This is a genomic window from Roseiconus nitratireducens, from assembly GCF_008629675.1.
Taxonomy (GTDB): domain Bacteria; phylum Planctomycetota; class Planctomycetia; order Pirellulales; family Pirellulaceae; genus Stieleria; species Stieleria nitratireducens.
Genome location: NZ_VWOX01000003.1, coordinates 411971 through 432359, shown reverse-complemented (window position 1 = coordinate 432359; position 20389 = coordinate 411971). Strand labels below are relative to the sequence as shown.

General features: G+C 59.2%; 17 protein-coding genes. 10 read left to right on the top strand and 7 right to left on the bottom strand.

The genetic code is table 11. The features are described from left to right. Window positions 1-222 precede the first annotated feature (222 nt). Together FYK55_RS07015 and FYK55_RS07010 are read left to right on the top strand one after the other, a co-directional pair. A complete protein-coding gene (locus tag FYK55_RS07015) occupies window positions 223-2829 on the top strand; it encodes a sulfatase-like hydrolase/transferase (protein WP_235908486.1) in 2607 nt (868 codons plus the stop codon). Further along, window positions 2826-3449, top strand: a complete 624-nt coding sequence (locus FYK55_RS07010) for a hypothetical protein (protein WP_150075661.1) — start codon at window positions 2826-2828, stop codon at window positions 3447-3449. The genes FYK55_RS07015 and FYK55_RS07010 overlap by 4 nt, the downstream gene beginning before the upstream one ends. Before the next feature lie 302 nt (window positions 3450-3751). Here the strand turns inward: FYK55_RS07010 and FYK55_RS07005 are convergent, their stop codons facing one another. The 3 genes from FYK55_RS07005 to FYK55_RS06995 form a co-directional block, all read right to left on the bottom strand. Next, window positions 3752-4318, bottom strand: coding sequence for a cysteine hydrolase family protein (locus FYK55_RS07005; RefSeq protein WP_150075660.1), 567 nt, complete (start codon window positions 4316-4318; stop codon window positions 3752-3754). 39 nt (window positions 4319-4357) lie between these two features. Further along, window positions 4358-5155: a heavy-metal-associated domain-containing protein gene (locus tag FYK55_RS07000; RefSeq protein ID WP_150075659.1), complete on the bottom strand. Its 798-nt coding sequence runs from the start codon at window positions 5153-5155 to the stop codon at window positions 4358-4360. Window positions 5156-5636: 481 nt separating this feature from the next. After that, window positions 5637-5972: a hypothetical protein gene (locus FYK55_RS06995; RefSeq protein WP_150075658.1), complete on the bottom strand. Its 336-nt coding sequence runs from the start codon at window positions 5970-5972 to the stop codon at window positions 5637-5639. 144 nt (window positions 5973-6116) lie between these two features. Between FYK55_RS06995 and FYK55_RS06990 the strand changes: the two genes are divergently transcribed. Next, window positions 6117-6902: a class I SAM-dependent methyltransferase gene (locus FYK55_RS06990; RefSeq protein ID WP_150075657.1), complete on the top strand. Its 786-nt coding sequence runs from the start codon at window positions 6117-6119 to the stop codon at window positions 6900-6902. Between the two features lie 117 nt (window positions 6903-7019). On the opposite strand, the gene FYK55_RS06985 is transcribed toward FYK55_RS06990, so the two are convergent. Continuing rightward, window positions 7020-7349 (bottom strand): rhodanese-like domain-containing protein, encoded by a 330-nt coding sequence (locus FYK55_RS06985; RefSeq protein WP_150075656.1) that lies wholly within the window; start codon window positions 7347-7349, stop codon window positions 7020-7022. Window positions 7350-7652: 303 nt separating this feature from the next. Between FYK55_RS06985 and FYK55_RS06980 the strand changes: the two genes are divergently transcribed. After that, a complete protein-coding gene (locus FYK55_RS06980) occupies window positions 7653-8567 on the top strand; it encodes an SDR family oxidoreductase (protein WP_150075655.1) in 915 nt (304 codons plus the stop codon). A gap of 433 nt (window positions 8568-9000) precedes the next feature. Here the strand turns inward: FYK55_RS06980 and FYK55_RS06975 are convergent, their stop codons facing one another. Further along, the gene (locus FYK55_RS06975) at window positions 9001-9555 is read right to left on the bottom strand and encodes a hypothetical protein (RefSeq protein ID WP_161604350.1); all 555 of its coding nucleotides are present in this window, start codon (window positions 9553-9555) and stop codon (window positions 9001-9003) included. Window positions 9556-9850: 295 nt separating this feature from the next. Here FYK55_RS06975 and FYK55_RS06970 point away from each other — a divergent pair, with 295 nt between their 5' ends. Continuing rightward, window positions 9851-11215, top strand: coding sequence for a sulfatase family protein (locus tag FYK55_RS06970; protein ID WP_161604349.1), 1365 nt, complete (start codon window positions 9851-9853; stop codon window positions 11213-11215). Between the two features lie 370 nt (window positions 11216-11585). Then, window positions 11586-13823: a sulfatase-like hydrolase/transferase gene (locus FYK55_RS06965; protein WP_150075864.1), complete on the top strand. Its 2238-nt coding sequence runs from the start codon at window positions 11586-11588 to the stop codon at window positions 13821-13823. A 142-nt stretch (window positions 13824-13965) separates the two neighbouring features. Here FYK55_RS06965 and FYK55_RS06960 read toward each other — a convergent pair whose 3' ends face one another. After that, window positions 13966-14424 carry a hypothetical protein gene (locus FYK55_RS06960; RefSeq protein ID WP_150075652.1) on the bottom strand — a complete coding sequence of 153 codons (459 nt, stop codon included), beginning with the start codon at window positions 14422-14424 and terminating at the stop codon, window positions 13966-13968. Between the two features lie 368 nt (window positions 14425-14792). Here FYK55_RS06960 and FYK55_RS06955 point away from each other — a divergent pair, with 368 nt between their 5' ends. Continuing rightward, complete coding sequence (locus FYK55_RS06955; RefSeq protein ID WP_150075651.1) at window positions 14793-15347, top strand: hypothetical protein; 555 nt, start codon at window positions 14793-14795, stop codon at window positions 15345-15347. Continuing rightward, entirely contained in the window at window positions 15347-17131 is a 1785-nt protein-coding gene (locus FYK55_RS06950; protein ID WP_150075650.1) for a DEAD/DEAH box helicase, read from the top strand. The genes FYK55_RS06955 and FYK55_RS06950 overlap by 1 nt, the downstream gene beginning before the upstream one ends. Window positions 17132-17373: 242 nt before the next feature. On the opposite strand, the gene FYK55_RS06945 is transcribed toward FYK55_RS06950, so the two are convergent. After that, window positions 17374-17820 carry a hypothetical protein gene (locus FYK55_RS06945; RefSeq protein WP_235908484.1) on the bottom strand — a complete coding sequence of 149 codons (447 nt, stop codon included), beginning with the start codon at window positions 17818-17820 and terminating at the stop codon, window positions 17374-17376. 414 nt (window positions 17821-18234) lie between these two features. On the opposite strand from FYK55_RS06945, the gene FYK55_RS06940 reads away from it, so the two are divergent. Together FYK55_RS06940 and FYK55_RS06935 are read left to right on the top strand one after the other, a co-directional pair. Then, window positions 18235-18987 (top strand): penicillin-binding protein activator LpoB, encoded by a 753-nt coding sequence (locus tag FYK55_RS06940; RefSeq protein WP_150075649.1) that lies wholly within the window; start codon window positions 18235-18237, stop codon window positions 18985-18987. Further along, entirely contained in the window at window positions 18984-20387 is a 1404-nt protein-coding gene (locus tag FYK55_RS06935) for a hypothetical protein (RefSeq protein ID WP_235908483.1), read from the top strand. The genes FYK55_RS06940 and FYK55_RS06935 overlap by 4 nt, the downstream gene beginning before the upstream one ends. Window positions 20388-20389: the final 2 nt, after the last annotated feature.

The following is a 20389-nucleotide window of genomic DNA, read 5'->3' as shown; positions in this document are numbered from 1 at the left end:
TAGAATCGGTGTCCGTTGGTGATCAAATTGGCGAAGGCCGGCGGATCGCGTTTTAACGCTGATGAATCGGCACGTGACAAAGAGATCCAGGGCAATGACGCTGGCTATCATGGTTCCGCGGAAGAATCACTGTAGGATCGGAAACTCTCGCGAGCATCCAAGCGGAACACCGCTAACCGTGAATACCACCAAGCCAAAATGCAAAGCAAAGAGAAATGCGAAATGGATCGAACCGTCGTGCCGGTTGTCAATATGCGAAATGAAGTTGGGGCCACACAACGTTTTGGTGTTGTTGACAACACCGCCAGGGTGCTCCGTGTCGCCATCGCCCTGTTGGTCTCGATTGTCGCCTTTCAGGTGGGGACGGTGCACGCAGCCTCCGATCGCCCCAACATCATTCTGATCCTGGCCGACGACTTGGGTTACTCCGATCTCGGATGCTATGGAGGCGAGATCGACACACCCAACATCGACGCATTGGCTGCCGATGGCGTTCGTTTCACGCAGCTTTACAATTCGGCACGTTGTTGCCCGAGTCGGGCGTCCCTGATGACGGGACTGTATCCCACGCAGGCGGGCATCGGCGATTTCACCACCAACAAGCCGAGTCCCCAACGCGGGCCCGGCTACCTGGGCAGGCTGAATGATCGATGTGCAACGCTTGCGGAAGTTTTGAAGCCAGCGGGTTACCGCTGCTTCTACGTTGGCAAGTGGCATATGCATCCGGATACGGGGCCGATCAAACGTGGATTTGGCGAGTTCTACGGCTACACCCGCGGTCATTCGCACGATCAGTACGATGCGGACTACTACATTCGGTTGCCCGAAGACCACAAGAAAGAAATTGATCCCCCCGCCGACCAGTTTTATGCCACGGATGTCTTCAACGACTATGCGATCGAATTCATCAACCAAGGCCAGCAGTCGGGCAAGCCATGGTTTCTGTTTCTGGGGCACTCTTCCCCGCACTTTCCGGTCCAGGCCCCAGCCAGTCGCGCCGACAAGTATGACGAAGTCTATCAGCGGGGCTGGGACGTGTTGCGAGAGGAGCGATTTGAGCGGATGACGAATTTGGGGCTGGTCGACGGTGATCATTGGCATCTTTCACCGCGCAGCCTGGTTCCGGTTGATCGCGACGACATTGCCAATGGTTTTTCCGGTCAGCAGAACCCGGCTTGGGATTCACTCGATCAAGCCCGGCAGTTGGACCTCGCGAGACGCATGGCGGTGTTCGCGGCCATGGTGGAGGGCGTCGATTCCGGTGTAGGAAGGATCGTTGATCACCTGAAGCAAACAGATGACCTGGATAACACGCTGATTTTGTTCCTCAGCGACAATGGTGCCTGTTACGAATGGGGCCCGTTTGGTTTTGACGACACCTCACGCAAAGGCACGACGGTCTTGCGAACGGGAGATGAGCTGCGAGCAACCGGAGGACGCGGGACTCATCAGTCCTATGGCAGCGCGTGGTCCAACCTGGGCAACACGCCGTTTCGACTTTACAAACACTTCACGCACGAAGGGGGAATCAGCACGCCCTTCATCGCGCATTGGCCGCAGGGAATCGGCAAGCCCGACAAGTGGGTGCGTGATCCTGCCCATGTCATGGACGTGATGCCGACGTTGATTGAGGTTGCGGGAGCAGAATACCCGGCGAAGCGGGAGGGCAATGAGGTGACGCCGCTGGAAGGTACCAGTTTGCTTCCGGCGATGCGAGGCGAGGGACTGGCGGATCGCACGATCGGATTCGACCATCAAGCGGCCCATGCGATTCGGCAGGGCGAATGGAAGGCGGTTTACGCAAAGCGGATGCCGCATGAATTGACATGGGAGCTCTACAACTTGGCGGAAGATCGTTGCGAGCTAACGGATCTTGCAAAGCAGCATCCCGACCGCTTGCAGCAAATGATTGCTTCGTGGGAGACATGGGCGCGACGCGTGGGGGTGATATGGGGATCGGCAAAACCCGGTTCCACAGGCCGGCAAACGGTTGACGCGACTGGTACTCAGGCGACGCAACCGGCGATTGCCAATCGGCCGCTGACGATCGAAGTCCGTGTCGAAGGTGATTTGTCCGACGGCGTCGCTGTCGCTCAGGGGGGCAACCAGCATGGTTTCGCTTTGCATTTCGTTGATGGCAAGCCCACGTTCGACGTCCGCGTTCGCGGTGATGTGAAGCGGTTGAGCTGGGACCGGAAAGTCTCCGGAAGCGTCAAGCTGAAGGCGACGCTCACCGCGGACAGGATGACACTGCAGGTCAACGACGAAGATCCGATCGTTGGTCCATCGAAGGGCTTGATTCCGGTACAACCGGTGGATGACCTGAGCATCGGCTTTGATGACCGAACGGCGGCGGGCGACTACGAGGCACCCAATCGCTTCACGGGAAAAGTCATCGGCCACCGCGTTCACAGCACCGAAAGTGATGACACTCCGTCGTCCCAAAATCATTCCAAGCCGTCGGTCAAAGGCGGCAAGCGACAGTTGGGCAATGTGACCAGGCCGATGTTTGCCGACCCCCATTACAACGGTTCGTGCGACCCGGAGATTGTGTGGAACGCCCATGAAAATGAGTGGTTTATCTACTACACGGCCCGTCGGGCGACGCGAGAAAGTGCTTCCTACGTTGGAACGCCATTGGGTGTCATTTCATCGCCCGACCTGTTGAACTGGCGGTTTCGCGGGTACTGCGCGTTCGATGGCCGAAAGGGGACACCCGACAACGCCGATACCCACTGGGCCCCAGGGATCATCGTTCGGGCGACCAGTTGCATCTGTTTGCCACGTACAAGGCCTCCGCGGACCCGCCCTGGGGAGGCAACGGGGTGATTCGCCACTATGTGACATCGATTGGGGATCCGATCGATGGGTGGAAGCTGGCCGACATTCCAGAGTTCGAACAGCCCGATCCGATCGATGTCTCACTCGTCAAGGTTGGCCATGAATACCGCGCCTACTACCGCGTCGGCAAAGGAGGCGGGATTCAGTGGGCCAGCAGTCGGGACCTGGTCCAGTGGTCGAATCATGGAAAGTGTCTCGGAGCCGTGAACGCACCGCCCAAGCGGCGTGGGTTTGGGTATCAGGAAGCGCCGTATGTATTCCATTGGCGTGACCGGTACTGGATGTTGACTGATCCGCACAAGGGCCTGGCCGTCTTTCATTCCGGTGACGGAATCCACTGGGAACAGCAAGCGTCGATTCTTGACGAGCCGGGAACGGGAACCGCCGATGCGACGTTGGCTCGGCACCCCAGCGTGGCCGTCGTTGACGATCGCGCATTCATTTTTTATCACACCGAACCCAACCGGCCGTATCCGACGCCGCCCGCCGAGCAGCGAACGCCACGGCAAAAAATTTCGTTCCTGCAGATGGCGGAGTTGAAGATCCGTGAGGGCGTCTTGACGTGTGACCGCAATGCGGACATCGACCTGGACGTTGCCAAACCTTGATGACGATGTCGAGGTAGTGACCGTCGCCAGAGGGTGGCAATGCTGCGACTTGGACGCTCTGGATCCCCGCTCTGGCGAGCGTGGCTACTTCAAAGCGTCGATGGCTCAGCGCCACTTTCAATCAAAAGTACCGTGATTTGCAGCGCAATGAGCGGCAAGGCGTTAGCCGCCGGTTGAGGCGAGAAAACCCGCGGCTAGTGTCACGCGGCTCACCCAAAGTGGCGCTGTCCAGCCAGGCTCTGTCTGAAAACCCGCTGCGATGGCCAGCTGGCTTGATCCACGCGCTGGCGAGCGGGGCTACTTCAAAGGGGCGATGGCTCGTCCGCGAGTCGCTGAAGCCATTTCTGTTTATCGATCACTTCGCTGATGAACATCTGTTGCGAGACCAGAATCGATTCGTGAAGCTGTTCGGCGGTCACGGAGCCGGCTTCGTTTTGGACATCCAGCGTCCCGGTGGCGTCCCGCAGGAATTCGACCTTGTATCCCCGGTGGAATGCCTGGCGGGCCGTGGTATCGCAACAAATCTGTGTCATGTATCCGGCGATGCAAACGGTATCGACGTTCTTGTCCTGCAAGAAACTGTCGAGAGAAGTGTTGGTAAATGACCCGGGCAATTGCTTGTCGATCAGGACGTCACGCGGCCTGGATTCGACTTCTTCGTGAAGTTGCCACATTTCGCTTCCTTTGCGGAAGACAGGCGATTCCGGATCGGGTTGGTGATGGCGGATGACTGCAGTCGGCATCTTGACTTTGTTCGCGGCATCCATCACCTCCAGAATCGTCTCGAGGTGTCCGGCCGGGTGCCGGATCGGGAACGCGCCGTCAAAATACTCGCGCTGCACGTCGATGACTACCAACGCTCTGTTCATCAAATTCACCTTTAGGTTGTTTCCAAGATTTGGGTGATTCTAACCTCCCATGGCAAGCGCTGTGATCGCCATGGCAATCATCGTGCCGTTCTCCACGATCGTGACGGAAGACATCGGCAGGTTGAAAACTGTTCCCAAGCAGGCACACTGGATGGCCTGCTTTTTCCGGACAGCGGCAATGACTCCCACCAAGCCGACGGCCATCACGACCGCCGTGACGCAATTGACAAGCACGGGCTGAATGCCCAGCACGAAAGCCGTCCCCAAGGCGAACTCGATGAACGGGTAGCCGAGTGCATAGATTCGAAAACGCTTGGCCACGACGTCATACGTCGAGAACGCGTCGGCAAAGGCACGAATGTCGAGCAGTTTGAAAAAGGCGAATCCGAGAAAGAAGCCTCCCATGAAGTACCGCATCAGTGCCCCAACGGTCCAAGTGCCGCTTGCCCAGCACATCAGCAGCGAGAAACCGACGACGTAGCCGATCACGATCAGGAGCGGTTTGTACGTTGCCAGGCTGAAACGCGGCTTGGGTTCTTCCTTGGAGGGTGCCTCGAGTTGTGTCAATGGCGGCGATGCTGCCGCCGGCGAGTTCTTGTCGAGCGGCTCCGCAACGAAACCGGCCTCTTCGACAAGCCGTTGCAGGGTGTCGTCAGGTTGTTCCGACAGGATCTGGGCCGTCAAGGTCTTCTTCGGATCAGCGAGATCGGCCGACCAGTCAAGAACCTCGGGTGAACCGTCCAAGACTGTTGCCACCTTCGACAGGCAGGATTGGCAGCGCATGTTGGTTCGTACGGAAACGGTGACCGGTGTTTGATGGTGGGTCGTGTTGGACATGGGTGTTACTCCGTCGTTGCGCTATTATCGGCTCCGTACCATGGTACGGAGTCAAGCGGTTTTGCGGCAACTTGACAGATTGCACTTGGAGGGCGCGAGGCACGCTAGAGCATGGGCATGCTGGAGAGGTCGTCGGAGGTCCATGCCTCGACGGGGGCTGAGAGTGCGCGCCGCGGATGCGAGAGATGCCGAAGCCGGGACGGCGTGAGAAAACCAGCCGAATGAATTCGCCAGAAGCTACAACGGCCGAATCAACCGGCGAAGAAATACTGCAATACGATGATCGGTCGTGATGCAGTTGTCGATGCGGCCCACCAACTGGGGATCGAGAGAGTCCAGCCTGGCTGGACCGCGACACTTTCAATCGAAAACACGGTGATTTGCAGTGCAATGAGCGGCAAGGCGCTCGCCGCCGGTCGAGGCGAGAAAACCCGCGGCTAGCGCCGCGCGGCTCACCGAACGTGCCGCTGTCCAGCTACAGCTAGTCCCGAAAGCTTTCCAGCAGGGCAGCAATCTTTCGATGGTTTTCCTGCGTCGTTGAGATGATCAGCGAGACGTTCTGTGGATACGGGGCCATCATCGAACGGCCGCCTTCACGTTCCCAGTCTCGGGGAGAAACCGACAATTGGATCAGCGACATCAGCATTTTTGGTGAATACTGCTTTGACCCAGTGAAGACAGGCAGGTCGCTCACCTTGTAAACAATGGTCACAATCTGGGATTCGGCCTCGATCGGGGCTTCAGCCTGAACACCGGTCAACAGGAAGCCACCAACCACAATTGCCGTGAAGATGACGGCGAACAACGCGTTTCTCATTTTCAATCCCTTCGGTATGTGAACGATCCCAGCCGAACCCTAAGTTACTCGCTACGAGAATACTGTGGAACATCAGTTCGGTTTGCCAATGTACGTGGAGCCAATGATACCTGGAGCCAATGCGAACTCGATCCGGGAGCATCGATGAAAGACGCCGACATTCTTTCGCACAACCGAGAAGCATGGAATCAACAAGTCGACAGGGGAAATCGCTGGACCCAGGCGGTGGATCGGGAAACGGTCCGCCGTGCACGCGGTGGTGATTTTGAGATCGTTTTGACGCCAACGATCCCGGTACCTAAGAAATGGTTTCCACCATTGGAGGGCACGAAAACGCTCTGTTTGGCCTCAGCAGGCGGTCAGCAGGCACCCCTTCTTTCCGCCGCCGGTGCCGACGTGACCGTCTTGGACAATTCACCGCGGCAATTGGACCAGGACCGAGCGGTCGCCGAGCGCGAGCGGTTGGAGATGCGGATTGTTCAGGGCGACATGGCTGACCTGTCGATCTTCGAAGACGAATCTTTCGACTTGATCTTTCATCCCTGCTCCAACACCTTCGTGCCCTCTGTCCTGCCGGTCTGGAGAGAATGTTTTCGAGTGCTGCGAAGCGCGGGCGTTTTGATGTCCGGGTTCACCAATCCGATCCGGTATCTGTTTGACGACGAGCGGAAAGAGAATGGGAATTTGGAGGTCCTATACCGCTTACCGTATTCCGACTTGGATCATTTGGATGCCGAACACATCCAGAAAGCAATCGCCGATGGACAGCCGCTGGAGTTCGGCCACACGCTGCAGGATCAGATCGGAGGCCAGTTGGCTGCCGGGTTCTTTTTGACGGGGCTGTACGAAGACCGTTACGCAAAAACGGATACGGATCCGCTGTCAGAGTTTTTGGACACGTTCATCGCGACACGCGCCATCAAGCTTTGATAGCGGCTACGGACTGCCCGCTATTGCGTGAGGCTCGATTCGATTGCTTTACTCAACAAGTCCCTATTAAAACATCGCAAACCCGCGTCGCTGCCGTCGCCGTGGTCTGAAATGCTGTTAATTCCCGAGCGACTCGCCAGAATCTTTCCAGCCCTTCGCACCAACTTCGTAATCCAACACTTGCGAGAAGCCTGCGGCGTCTAGCTTTTTAGCGGCCTTGGTGGATGAGTTGCAGTCAGCGCTTGCGCAGTAAACGACCACCGGACGCGACTTGTCGCCCGTTGCCGCTTCGACCTTTTCGGCGAATTGATCTTGGGATTGTGGAATGTTGATCGCGCCAGGAATGCGGGTCTTGTCAAAGTGCTCTTGATCAAGGGTGTTGACCAACATCAGGTTTTCTTCGGCGGACATCAGGGTTTTCAGATCGCCGGTTTGTATCGCTTGCATTGCGAGGCTCCACTAGAAGGGGCTTGGAAAGAGTCGAATCGCTGATTGCGATTGTCAACGGTTCACACGGTCGACGCCAATAACGATCTGCAAAGGATGTTCCGCGTCGGGAAAGCCGTTCCCGGTGCATCGGCCGAGGGTGACGTGGGCTCTGATGGACGCGAGGGGCGAGCTTTCGGGCCCCGAGTTGTTGGCGCGATAGTTGCGTGCCGAATCCGTTCTACGTCAAGAAGATATTGCACCAAACATGGTGCATGCCACACCGGGCCTTTCGTCACGAGCCTTCCCGTAGGAAACGAATCAATGGACACCATTCAAGATGCAAAAGCTTTTCCCGACGTCCAACTGTTTGATCCGCGGGATGCCTATCCCAAACCGCCGTTTTTTGATCAGCAAAAGCTATCCATGCCCGGATTGAGCTCGCAGATGGACCCGACGCCAGACCACGGTGAAGAGACCTATCAAGGCTCTGGCAAGTTGCAGGGGCTGAACGCTTTGGTGACCGGCGCGGATAGCGGGATCGGTCGCGCCGTTGCCCTGAGTTACGCTCGCGAAGGGGCAAATGTTGTCATCAACTATCTTAGCGAAGAGAGCGATGCCCAGGAAACCAAGTTGTTGGTTGAGTCGGCTGGTCGGAAGGCGATCACGGTCGGCGGCGATCTGCGCGACGAATCTTTCTGCGACCATTTGATCCGACATTCGGTCGATACGCTTGGCTCGCTTGAGTTGCTAGTCAATAACGCCGCATTCCAAGCCGTCGACGATTCGATTGAAGCCTTTTCCACCGAGATCTTTGACCGGATCTTTAAAACGAACGTGTACGCCCCGTTTTGGCTGTCCCGTGCGGCGATGAAGCATCTTCCTCCCGGCGGAAGCATCATCAACACGGTGTCCATTCAGGGTTACGATCCGTCGCCTTATTTGCTTCCCTACTCCACGACCAAGTCCGCGTTGATCGGAATGACCAAGGCGATGGCCAAGCTCGCGATGGAGCAGGGAGTCCGCGTCAACGCGGTTGCCCCGGGTCCGGTTTGGACCCCCTTCATTCCCGGATCGATGCCAAAAGAAAAGTTCGAGCACTTCGGATCGGGGTCTCTATTCGGGAGGCCGGCCCAGCCGGCAGAGTTGGCACCGTTGTATGTGTGGTTGGCCAGCCCGGAAGCAAGCTACGTGACCGCCGAAGTTTTCGGGTGCACCGGTGGAAAGACACCCGTGTAACCAAGACCTCTCGATTGATTGTCAACATCGCCGCCGGGGCGTCGATGAGGGGTGGAGATACTGCGCGGCGACGGGTCGCGTGGCTCGAAACGTTGCATGATGCAGCCGCTTCGCAGAGGTATGGGGGAAAACCGGTTTGGGCGGAATCCTTTGCGAAAACGTCAGGGTCGTCATGTGAAGTCCGCCGGATTTTCTGTCTCAAGGACCTCGGGCTGACGTGGCGACGCATGACTTCCACATCGGGCAACTCAGGCATTTCGCGACCCAGCATGGATTCAACGGAAATTGACGCTCGCGTCTTCAGGAGCGTCAAGACTGTGGATGCGGTCGTCGACCCTCGCTTAGTCAGGCAAGTCAGGCAAGAGGGGCGGGGATGACATTGGTCCAAGCTCCCAATCCGCTCCGCGGGGATGGGAATGACCTGAAACGCAGATCATCGCTGTTCGAAAGCACGCTGCAGCTTTTCAAGAAAGTCGGCTACGTGCTCGTGAGTTGATTCGGAAGCGCTGACCACCAGAACGTTCTCCACAGCCGTCGCGGAACTGTCACCGCCGTTGACCGCCCAGATGTTGGGCTCAACGGATGATGTCAATGCTTTGATCACCTCACTGCTTTTCTCTGTCAATGCTTCCGGAAACGGGTACATCTCCACCACGCGGTACTTGTCGGCTTCTTCGGCGGTGGTGATTTGCAACACTTCATTTTTGATCACGTAGCTCAACCCCGCTCTTCGCAACATGATCCGCAGGAACGATCGAAGCGAGACGTTTTTGAGGTCCAGGATGATTGGTGTCGAGAGCGAGATTCCGCTTTCTTCCAAAGCAACCGTATCGACAACGATTGGGATGTCGTGAGTGGTGGAAAGAAGTTGGATGGCGTCAACCAACGGTGTCTGGATGAAGCTTTGGGACGTCTTGTCATCGAGCGCAGCCCGAATTCGGCGGGTCGCTTCCGAAGATTCGTGAGCAAGGCCGGCAGTCGTCTTCAAAGTCGCTTTGTTCCTGGCATTGCCGGGAGCCCGAGCGTTCGCACTTTCGCCGGCAGCCGATCGTCCTGCGAATGGATCGGAAAGCGGGGTGTCTTGGGCAAAGGCCGATCCCGACAGACAGAGTAGAAAAGCAGTTAGAATGAGGCTCGCAGCGTTTTTCATCGGTCGGCTCCGGTGGTGTGGAAGAGGAATTGGCATTCTATGCCGTCAAGATCGACGCGTCGAATCGAGCGGCTTTCTCGGACCGGAGCTGATCGCATGCTTCATTTATCACTCACAGAGGCGCGGGCCTGAAATGCACGTCCCCGAAATACGAAAGTTCGCACGCACGCTTGCCTTTGGCGCGATGGTTTGGGGCTTGTGCGGTGCCGCCTGCCAGGCTCAGGAGGCATCTGAGAAGCCCAATGTGGTCATCCTGTTCATTGACGATTTGGGGTTTGGTGATCTGGGTTGTTTTGGCAACCAGCGGATTCCCACGCCGAACATCGACGCGCTGGCCAGGCAGGGAGTTCGTTGCACGATGTCCTACATCACCAATCCGCCCTGCTCACCCAGCCGCTGTAGCCTGATGACGGGGATGTACGCCCAGCGGTTCGGGAAATCCGGCATGGCCCGCGGTCTGCCGATTCCCGACGATCATCCGACGATGGCGGAGTTCTTGAGAGACGCCGGGTACGTGACGGGGCAGATCGGCAAGTGGGACATCGGGTCGGTCGGCCAGGGGCCCCATCAACGTGGGTTCATGGAGGTGGCACGCAACGCACCGGGGGATCAATACATTCGTCGACGTGAAGATGGCAGTTCGGTCTATCTGACCGATTTGGACGGCGACTACATGGTCGAGTTCGTTGAACGCAACGCGAAGAAGCCGTTCTTCCTGTATTTCTCGCCCCTTGCCGTTCATTCCAATGTCAAAAACACTCCGCAGCGCTATCGCGATCGTGTTCCTGGCGGCGGAGGAACAGCCTACGAGGGCGCCGTGGTCGCGGTGGATGACGCCGTCGGCAAACTGCAGCAGGTGCTGCAAAAACATGATCTGCAAGACGACACGCTGATCATGTTCAACGGGGACAACGGGGCCAACATTCAGCACGGCGGGTCATCGGCGCCGTATCGCGGCGGCAAGGGACCTTACACTCAAATGGAAGGCTGGGTGCACACTCCGACCATTGTCTCCTGGCCCGGAACCATCCCCGCGGGGCAAACGTTTGAAGGATTGATGGCGACCATTGACTTCTACGCCACGGCCGCGGCCGCCGCCGGAAAGGAGCTGCCCGAACGTTGTGATGGCAGGAATCTGTTGCCCTACCTGAAGGGAGACAAGCAGGGAGACGTGCACGAATACATTTATTGGCACAACGCCGATCCGACCGACGCGCCACGGCGAAACCTGTACGCGGTCCGTTGGAAAGATTGGCGGCTGATCAAGGGCCCGGATGGCTGGCAGCTCTTCAACTTGCAGGAAGATCCTCAGGAGACGAAGGACCTGGCGGCAAGTCGACCCAACGTCGTTGCCAACATGCGAGAACACTATGACGCGTTTGTCGCCACGCTGCCTCCCCTCAAACCCAGCGCCGATTACAAGGGCGGAGGGATCGTACCGAAGGGCTGGGGTTGGGAGATTGGCGACGGCAAGCGAGAGGCGACGCGAAAGCAATAAACGACAACGTCGTACAGTTTTTCGAGTCAGCAGATGAGGGAGGGTGATGAAAACGAGTCGCTACGCTCGCCAGAGCGTGGCTTGCCGCCGCGATCGCGACGGCAGCGACGGGGTTTTTGCGAGTTTTCAGACAGGGCCTAACTGGTGTGAGCCGCGTCGCGCTAGCCGCGGGTCTTTTCGCATCAACCGGCGGCTAGCGCCTTGCCGCTCATTGCACTGCAAATCACGGTGTTTTTGATTCAAAGTGGCGCTGTCCAGCGAATGTGAAGCGGCCGGAGAGGTTTTTCGGCAAACCCAACGTCCATCCAAACATGAGGATCAAACATTGACGATCACACGATGCCGGGTTCCAAAGTGGCCAACCACGTGGATGCGTTGTGTCGCCACGTTCCTATGTCTTGCCTCGGCCACGAGGGACGCGGGTGCCGAACCGCCGCCCAACATTGTCTTTATCTTTGTTGACGATCAAGGGTATTACGATCTCGGTTGCTACGGGGCGACCGAAGTCCAGACGCCGCGGATTGATGCGATGGCGGCTGAAGGGATCCGGCTGACCGACTACTACGCGGCGGCGCCCATCTGCAGTCCTTCGCGCGCGGGTTTGCTGACCGGTTGTTACCCACGCCGGGTCGGCAATGCGATCTGGGTGCATCGCGCGGATTCTCAATCGGGCATTCATCCGGACGAATTGACGTTGCCCGAACTGCTGAAAACGGGCGGCTACGCGACTGCCTGCATCGGCAAATGGCATCTCGGATTTCAAGAACCGTTTCTGCCGCGCAATCAGGGGTTCGATCACTACTTCGGGTTGTTGCACAACCTGGATCCGGTCGAAGTCGTCTACTTTGAAGACGAAGGTGGCGTGCCCCTGCTGCGAAACGGCGAGGTCGTCAAACGCCCGGCGGACCCCGCGGAACTCACGCGACTGTACACCGATGAAGCTATCTCATTCATCAAGCAACACCGGGACGGGCCGTTCTTTCTGTATCTGCCGCACACGATGCTCCACAATCCGCTTGGCGTCAGCGAAGCCTTCAAAGGCAGCTCAAATTGGGGCGAGTATGGCGACGCGATTCAGGAGTTGGATTTCCATGTGGGGCGTCTGCTCGATTCGCTACAAGAACTTGGCATCGCCGAGCGGACTCTGGTCGTCTATGCGTCGGACAACGGTCGAGGTCCCGGACGCACGCCGGAGCAAAAGATTCGGGGACGCAAGCTGTCGACCTACGAGGGCGGCATTCGTGTTCCCGCCATTGCCTGGGGGCCGGAATTGGGATTGCAGCGCAATGTCGAATCATCGGCCGTGGTGCGCGCGATGGACTGGTATCCGACGCTGGCAACGATTGCGGGCATCCAAGTCCCGGAAGGACGCGTGATCGACGGCCGCGACATCACTCCGTTGCTGAAGGGCGAATCTCGGGTCGTGCCCCCGCCGGGAGCGAACAGGTCGCTAAACGCCTCGGTGCCGCTGCGTCGTCGCTGGGATCCGCCCGGCGAGTGGGCGCCGATCATCAACCGGAACGAGTACAACGATGCGTTCTTTTACCACGGCAGCCAGGGGGCGTTGGCGGCGGTGCGGTGGAAGAACTGGAAACTGTATCTGAACCCGAGTTTGGAGTTGTATGACCTGGCAACCGATCCGGGCGAAACACAGCTGGTGCGGAACCGGGACATCACGCGAAAGCTGCGGGGCATGGCGATCCTGCTCCAGGAAGAAATGCGGTTGGATGCTCGTCCGGCAGGCCAGGCTCCGGCACCGCGCCGCGAAGACGGTCGCACGGCGATTCCCCAAGAGACGTTGGCCGGGTTGGATGCCAAGCTCGGGGTGACCTACGCCCGGTATGGCGATCGAGAGCTGCAGATGGACGTTTACCGTCCGAAGCAAGCGTGGGGATCGCTGCCGGCCGTCGTCTGCATTCACGGTGGAGGCTGGGCGAATGGTAAACGCGCCAGTCACGAAAAGGTCGCGCAGGGATTGGCGTCGCGCGGTTATGTTGCGGCAACGATTTCGTATCGATTGAGCGGCGAAGCGCCCTTCCCGGCCGCCATTCACGATTGCAAAGCGGCGGTCCGGTTCCTGCGTGCCCACGCGAAGGAGTATGGGATCGATGCGGAAAAGATGGGTGCCATCGGGCTTTCCGCCGGAGGGCATCTCACCGCGCTGCTTGCCACGTCCGCCGGCGTTCGTGAGCTGGAAGGCGACGGGGGAAATCCATCGTTTAGCAGCGCGATTCAAGCCGCGGTGCCGATGGGGGCCCAGACGGATCTACTTTCGGACCGCACCCGCGAGGTTTCATCGTTGGATGACCGCGGCAGGATCTGGCGACAGTTCTTGGGGGGCTCTCAGGAGCAGCGAGCGGACACGTATCGTCTCGCATCGCCGCTGCATCATCTGGATCGCGAAGATGCCCCTTGCTGGTTCATCGCCGGAGAGACCGACGACCCCAGCACACATGCGGACGCGTTTCGGCAACGGATGAAGGAACTGGGGGTTCGGACCGATCTGTCCATCATCCAGGACGCACCGCACGCATTCCTGGGGAAGCAGGTCTGGTTCGATCAGATGATCGAAACTGCCGACGCATTTTTCCGGCAAACTCTGAAATGAAACACCGACGTCGATTTGCAGTCGTGATGCTTGCCGGAGAGTGAAGACTGCGGACGAGCGACCGTTTGGCGACGGTCGCGTCCGGATCTTGGATACCGGCGTATCAACGCCGGCGTTGCCCGGCTGGGCTGCGAAAGCCTGATCAGTTGGAGGGAGCCGGTTCGCCGGTGCCGAGCTGGGCAAGGACTTGCAGGACCCCGTTGAGATGGGCCAGCCGGGGGCCGAAGCGGTCGACGAACTCATTGAGCATGAATTCGCTGTCGGCCAGCGAATCTTCGCTGTCAGCGATTTCTTCGGTCAGGTTGTCCAGGAACTGCGTCTGGACGCGGCTGAGCGTTTCGGCGGCGTCGCGGCAGGCACGAGCCAGTTCCGGGTTGGCGTCCTTCCACTGCTGCAATTCGCTGGCACGCTGTTGTTGCACGGCGGCTTGCTGCTGGATCAATTGCTCCAGGAGCTGATTCTGCTGTTGTTGGCCGGCGACCAAATGACGCAAGAGATCCACCGTCACCTGATCCTTCGATTTACGAGGCTCGCTTTCCGTCTCAGCCGAGACATCAATCCGAAACACGGGCGAGAGCGGTTCCTGGTCGTAGGAGGACATAGGCAGCGAATCCTTTTACTCTGAACGAATGTAGGCCGCCCGCGATCGACGCTCGCAGGCTTGCGAATAAGCCGCGAGTATAACCCGACGAATTTTAACTTGTCGATTAATCGGAACGCCGTCGGCAATTTTCCCCGGCCGGTGTAGGAAAAATCGCCTCAAAGCGGTTTTCTTCATTTTGGCGAAGTCGTCCCACCGGCCCTGCGACCGCTAAAGTCCGCACGACCAGAACGCCGAAGGGTAACCGGTGCGACCGCTGCGGCCTTGCGTTCGATTTGACGACGGGCGTCGACGCGGCGGGGTTGCCGTCCCGGCGGGTGGGATGACCCCGGAAATTGCGCGGTTTTTGCGACTTGGTTAAGGAACGAATGGCAGAGAAACCTGACAAGAAAGACGCGACGCTTGGGTATTTCACGGTGGTGGAAGACGAGCGGACCGGCTGGACCGGCGGGCTGCTGATCCTGGATCGCGGCGGCCGTCCCCTGGAGTTTCAATGCACCTTACCGCTGCGACCGACCCGGTCCCACGAGATCCTGTTCGGACCCACGTTGCGGGCCCATCTGGTGGCCGAGGTGATCGGAAAACTGCTGATCCAGAAATGTCGCACGCCGGTCACCCTGCTGTGCTGTGACCAACCGGAAGCGTTGGCGGTGGAGGCGCACACGGCCGCTCCGGTGGCCCTGATTCGCGAGGCGGCGGAGGCCGACGAAGGGCCGATGACCGGTGACATGCTCTCCGGATCGGATTGCCTGCAAATCGCCGGAGCGTCTTTCTTCGTCCCGATCGAGCGGTTGAGCGAGGTCGAGGCGGTGGCCGAGTACTACGGGGATCTGCCGGATGCCGTTGAGCCGTTCGAGCGGATTCGCGAAGCGATCAAGGAGGCTCATTCGCAACTCGCCCGACAACGCCCGGAAGCCGCCTGATGAAGCTGCCGCCGAAGCTGCGATTGTTTTCGTCCGATCCGCTCTCGCCGAGTCCGGCCAACGACACGCCGCAAGTTGCCAAGGATCTGGTCGCCCAGATCGATCCGCACCGTTCCTGGCAGGCGGAGTCGATTTGGACCGCGGAAACCTACACGCTGCCGTTGCCGGCGATGAATCCGGCGGCGATCGGCATCCGGTTGCCCAAGCTGACCACACGGACCAGCGGATTTCTGTTTCCCGATTCCGCCCGGTGGATCCCGCCGGCAACCGTCCAGGGCCCAGCGGCCGCAAAGCCGAAACGCAAGCCAGAGTCCGGACGCAAGCACAACCGCATCAAGCCGCCTTCGGACATCGTCAAGCTGCAGGACCGGTTGTACTACCTGCTGCAGCCGCCGCTGGACCTGCTGGTCGGAAGCGGCCAGCTGAACTTTCCCTTTGAGCCGTTTCCGTACCAGTTGGACGGGATGGCGTTCCTGTTCCCTCGCTATGCCGGCATCCTGGCCGACGAGATGGGGTTGGGAAAGACGATGCAAGCGATCAGCACGATTCGGTTGTTGCTGTGCAGCGGCGAAGTACGAAGCGTGCTGCTGGTCTGTCCGAAGCCGCTGGTGACCAACTGGCTGCGTGAGTTCAGTGTTTGGGCCCCGGAGATACCGATCACCGCGATCGAGGGCAGTTCGGCAAAACGCGAATTCGCCTGGCGTTCACCGCAGGTGCCCGTGAAGGTTGCCAACTACGAACTGCTGATGCGAGATGAAGCCTTGTTGACCGAGGGTGACCTGCACTTTGATCTGGTCGTTTTGGATGAAGCCCAGCGGATCAAGAATCGCACCAGCACCACCAGTCAGGTGGTTCGCAGCATTCCACGCACACGTTCCTGGGCGTTGACCGGTACCCCGGTGGAAAACTGCCCCGATGACCTGGTCGGCATCTTTGAATTTTTGTCACCCGGCTACCTCCGTCCCGGTATGCCCATGCCGCAGATTGCATCGCGAGCCGGCGACTACATCTTGCGCCGCACCAAGGACATGGTGCTGGATGACATGCCACCGAAGTTGTACCGCGATGCGGAATTGCAACTCACGCCGGAACAGTGGTCGACGTATGAGGCGGCCGAAAAAGAGGGCGTGGTGCATTTGGAAAACCTGGAGCAATCCTTGACCATCCAGCACGTCTTTGAGTTGGTCCTGCGGTTGAAACAGATTTGCAACTTTGATCCGGTGACCGGCAGCAGTTGCAAGCTGGAGCGGCTGGTTGCCGACATCGAAGAAGTTGCCGCCAGTGGCAAGAAGGCCATTGTGTTCAGCCAGTGGGTCAAGAGTCTGGACAAGATCAAGGAGGCGCTGCAGCCCTACGGTCCGCTGGAGTATCACGGAAAGATTCCGCAAAAGAAACGAAATACCGTAATCGATCGATTCAAGAATGATCCCAGTAGCCACGTGATCCTGATGAGCTACGGCGCCGGCAGCGTGGGGTTGAATCTGCAGTTCTGTGAATACGTGTTCCTATTCGACCGGTGGTGGAATCCGGCGATCGAGGACCAGGCGATCAACCGTGCGCACCGGTTGGGCGCGGCCGGTGCAGTGACGGTGACCAAGATGATGGCCTTGGGGACGATCGAACAGCGGATCAATGACGTGCTGGATCAGAAGCGTGAGATGTTTGACGCGTTGTTCGCTTCGGGATCCGCGGAAGCCGGGGCGCGGCCAAATGTCGGGCTGAGTCGGGAGGAGATTTTCGGCCTGTTTGACCTGCGAGCGCCCTGCGGAAAGAAGGTGGCATGACGGCTCTCTGGTTCCAAGGCTCCTGGCTTGGGAGAACGAGACAGCTGGCGGAGCCAGCGTGGCAGTGCGTTCCCGGGCGGAGCCCGGGAACGAGGTTGTTGCTCTCTGGTTCCAAGGCTCCCGCCTTGGAACCGGCTGTCTTGCAGGCTCGGCCTGCGGTGTGCGATTGAGACGGCTGGCGGAGGCCGGGAACGAGGAGGCAGTGAAGCCGGCGAGCTTCGCCGACGCCGCTGTCCTCGGCGCTAGTCGACGTTTTCGAAATCTTCGAAGTCTTCCAGGTCGACGTCTTCCTCGTCTTCTTCGTCCTTGCCGGTACTCAGTCCAAACTCGTCGCTGATTTCGTCGTCGATCTCGATCTCGTAGTCGTCGCTGAGCTCTTCTTCGAAATCGTCATCGAAGTCGTCGTCGAAATCGTCCTCGTCGATGTCGTCGAAGTCGTCCAGATCGTCGTCGTCGTCCAGGCCGTCATTGAACCCGTCATCGACTTCCTCCGTGTCGGGGTCGTCGAAGTCGTCGTCGTCGTCGTCATCATCATCGTCGTCGTCGTCATCCAAGTCGTCGTCATCGTCGTCCGATGCGAACGGCGAGTTCAAGACCCGGTCTCCGGGGGCGGCCTCCCGAACCGGCGAGGGCGCCTCGGACGCGTTGGGCAAGCGGACAATTTCTTGGGGCGCGAAGGCGACACTCATAGAGCAAATGAAATTTGGCGAGAGAAATGCGGGGAAATTGGCTGAATGAGACCGTGGCGGACGGGAACACTTCGATGATTGGATGATCGCAACGGCCGGCCGGGCGACAGGCTGGATTCGGCGCTAACGCAAATTGCCCATTTGGCCGAGCCTGTGGGGGAGGTTTCCGCCCGGTGGAGTAAACAATCACGCGTCACTTTGCCGATATTTCCGCTAGTGAGCTGCCCGGGGACGGCGGCCGACCGAGCGACAGGGGCGGATCTATCTGGTCTGGGAAGGGCACATTTTGATACCTGCGGACCAGCGGACAAGTCACCCGCCCGTTTTTTCTCGGGCGTCGGCCGTGAATTCCCCGGCTTTTTCGTCGAATCAATACTTCGGCAGAACCTAGCGATCAAGGACCGATCGAGCGAGATGATGCACCGAAAAATCAATTGCGGCGGGGCGGGTTTCCTGGAAGCCACCAGTGCGCTGGTCGTGTTGACGCTGTGTTTGACGGCCGGATGTGCGGGACGTCAATACGGGCATTTGCTGGCAGACAACGACAAAGACCTGGTGGGCAGCCACGCGGCTGGCGCCGCGACGTGGAATCCTCTGGTCGACGAATCGGTGGCAAAACTTTTGTCGCGGTGTCCGCCGGCCATCCAGCCGGTCGGCTTCCAAATGAATCACGAGGTGGTGTCCATCGATCCGCCAAGCGATGGGGCTCACTTGGCCGGAGGTCCGGCAACGGTGTGTTTTGTGGGGATCGAGAATAAGAGTGCCGAAGAAATTGGCGATTTCAAGGACCAGCTTTTTGAGCGGATCGATTCGCAGATCAACGAGCACGGGGAGTTTCGCGGCATCAGCCACCGGATGGTGCAGACGGCCTTGCGGGAAACCCGGTTGCGTCCCGATTCTCTGTTCCTGCCCGAAAACCGCCAAGTGTTTGCCTCGGTGCTCGGTCGTCAGGGAACTCCCGTCGATTACTTGTTGTTCGCCACGATCACCAGTGGGACAACGGATCGAAACAAGTCCAGCCAGCGTGACTACGTGTTGACGTTGGAGATGGTCAATTTGCACACCGGCGACTTTCTGAAAGAGTCGGCGAAGATTCGCAAAGGCTATTCCAAATCGCGGGCCGGAAAGTGGTGGAACTACGGTCCGTTCGACCAGGCCGACGGGTGAACGCGTTGGTCGTGTTTCGGGAAAGTCGACGCGCAGCGTGGCGACAAGCCGCCGGGCGGGCCGTCTGGATCGGCCTGCTGTGCATCAGCGTGGCGGGCTGTCGCGCGACCGGAGCGACGGTCGATCAAGCGCGGGGCGCGTTCGCAACCGGACAGTTGGATACCGCGGCGTCGATGCTGAGCGAGCTGGCTGAAGGGCCGCGGACCACGCGGGCCGAGTGCGAGTTGGATCTGGCGGTTGTCGAGTTGGCCCGGGGTGACGTGACGTCAGCCGAGTCCAGGTTGCGCACCCTGCGCGATCACTTCGATGCCCTGCCCCAAACCGTCTCGGTCGGCGACGCCGTCGCGGTCGCGACCGACGACAACGCCCGCGAGTTTCACCTCTCGGGCTATGAGCAAGTGATGCTGCGAACGTTGTTGGCCCTGTGTTCCCTGGCCGGTGATCAGACCGACGCGGAGGCCTATTGTTTGCAGGCCCAACAGCGTCAGAGTGAATTGGCGCGACAGGCGCAGGAGCGACAGATTGATCCAGAAGCCTACGGTCAGATCGCGCTGGCTCACTATCTGAGAGGCACGTTGAGGGAAGCGACGCACCAGAACTACGACGACGCCGAACGTGCGTTTCGATTGGTCAGCACGATTCAACCTAGCTTTGCCCCGGTCGGACAGGACATCGCCCGAGCGGCCAACGGGGCGCACAGTGAACCCGGTCATGGCGTGGTGTACGTCATCGCCTGCGTCGGGCACGGACCGCGCCTGGTTGAGACGGTGGCCGAAACGACGACCGCTTCGATGCAGATTGCGTCGATGATGCTGCGAGCCCACGAGAATCACGAACAGGGCGATGACGACGAACTGGTGTTGCCCAACATTGCCAGCGTCAAAGTGCCCGCGGTCCAGGTGCCGCCCAGCCGTCTGGCGGTCATCGGCGTTTCCAGCGGCAGTGAGCCGCTGGGAGTGACGCAAACGCTGACCGATCTTGGGCAGCTCGCCTGCCGCCAGGTCGAAGCCGAAATGCCCTGGACGATTGCCCGCGCAGTTGTCCGCCGGACGCTGAAAGAAACCTCCGTCCATGCCGCGTCCAATGCGCTCGGGTTGCAGGGCAGCGCCGCAACGGTGTTCGAGTTTGCCGCTTCGAGCGCGTGGAGTGGAACCGAGAAAGCGGACACGCGATGTTGGGGGCTGCTGCCACGGGAAGTGCAGGTGCTGCGGGCCGAGTTGCCGGCCGGAGCGCAGACGTTGCAGCTGGCGCCGTTGGCCGGCGACGGTCGCTGTTTCGCGCCGACGATCCATTACCCGTTGCAGATCGAAGACGGCAGGAACCACTACGTTCTGGTCATGGCACCCGAACAAATCCTTTCGGTTGTGCCCGCCCCGGTTGACGCGCCGGAAGCTCTCTGAAG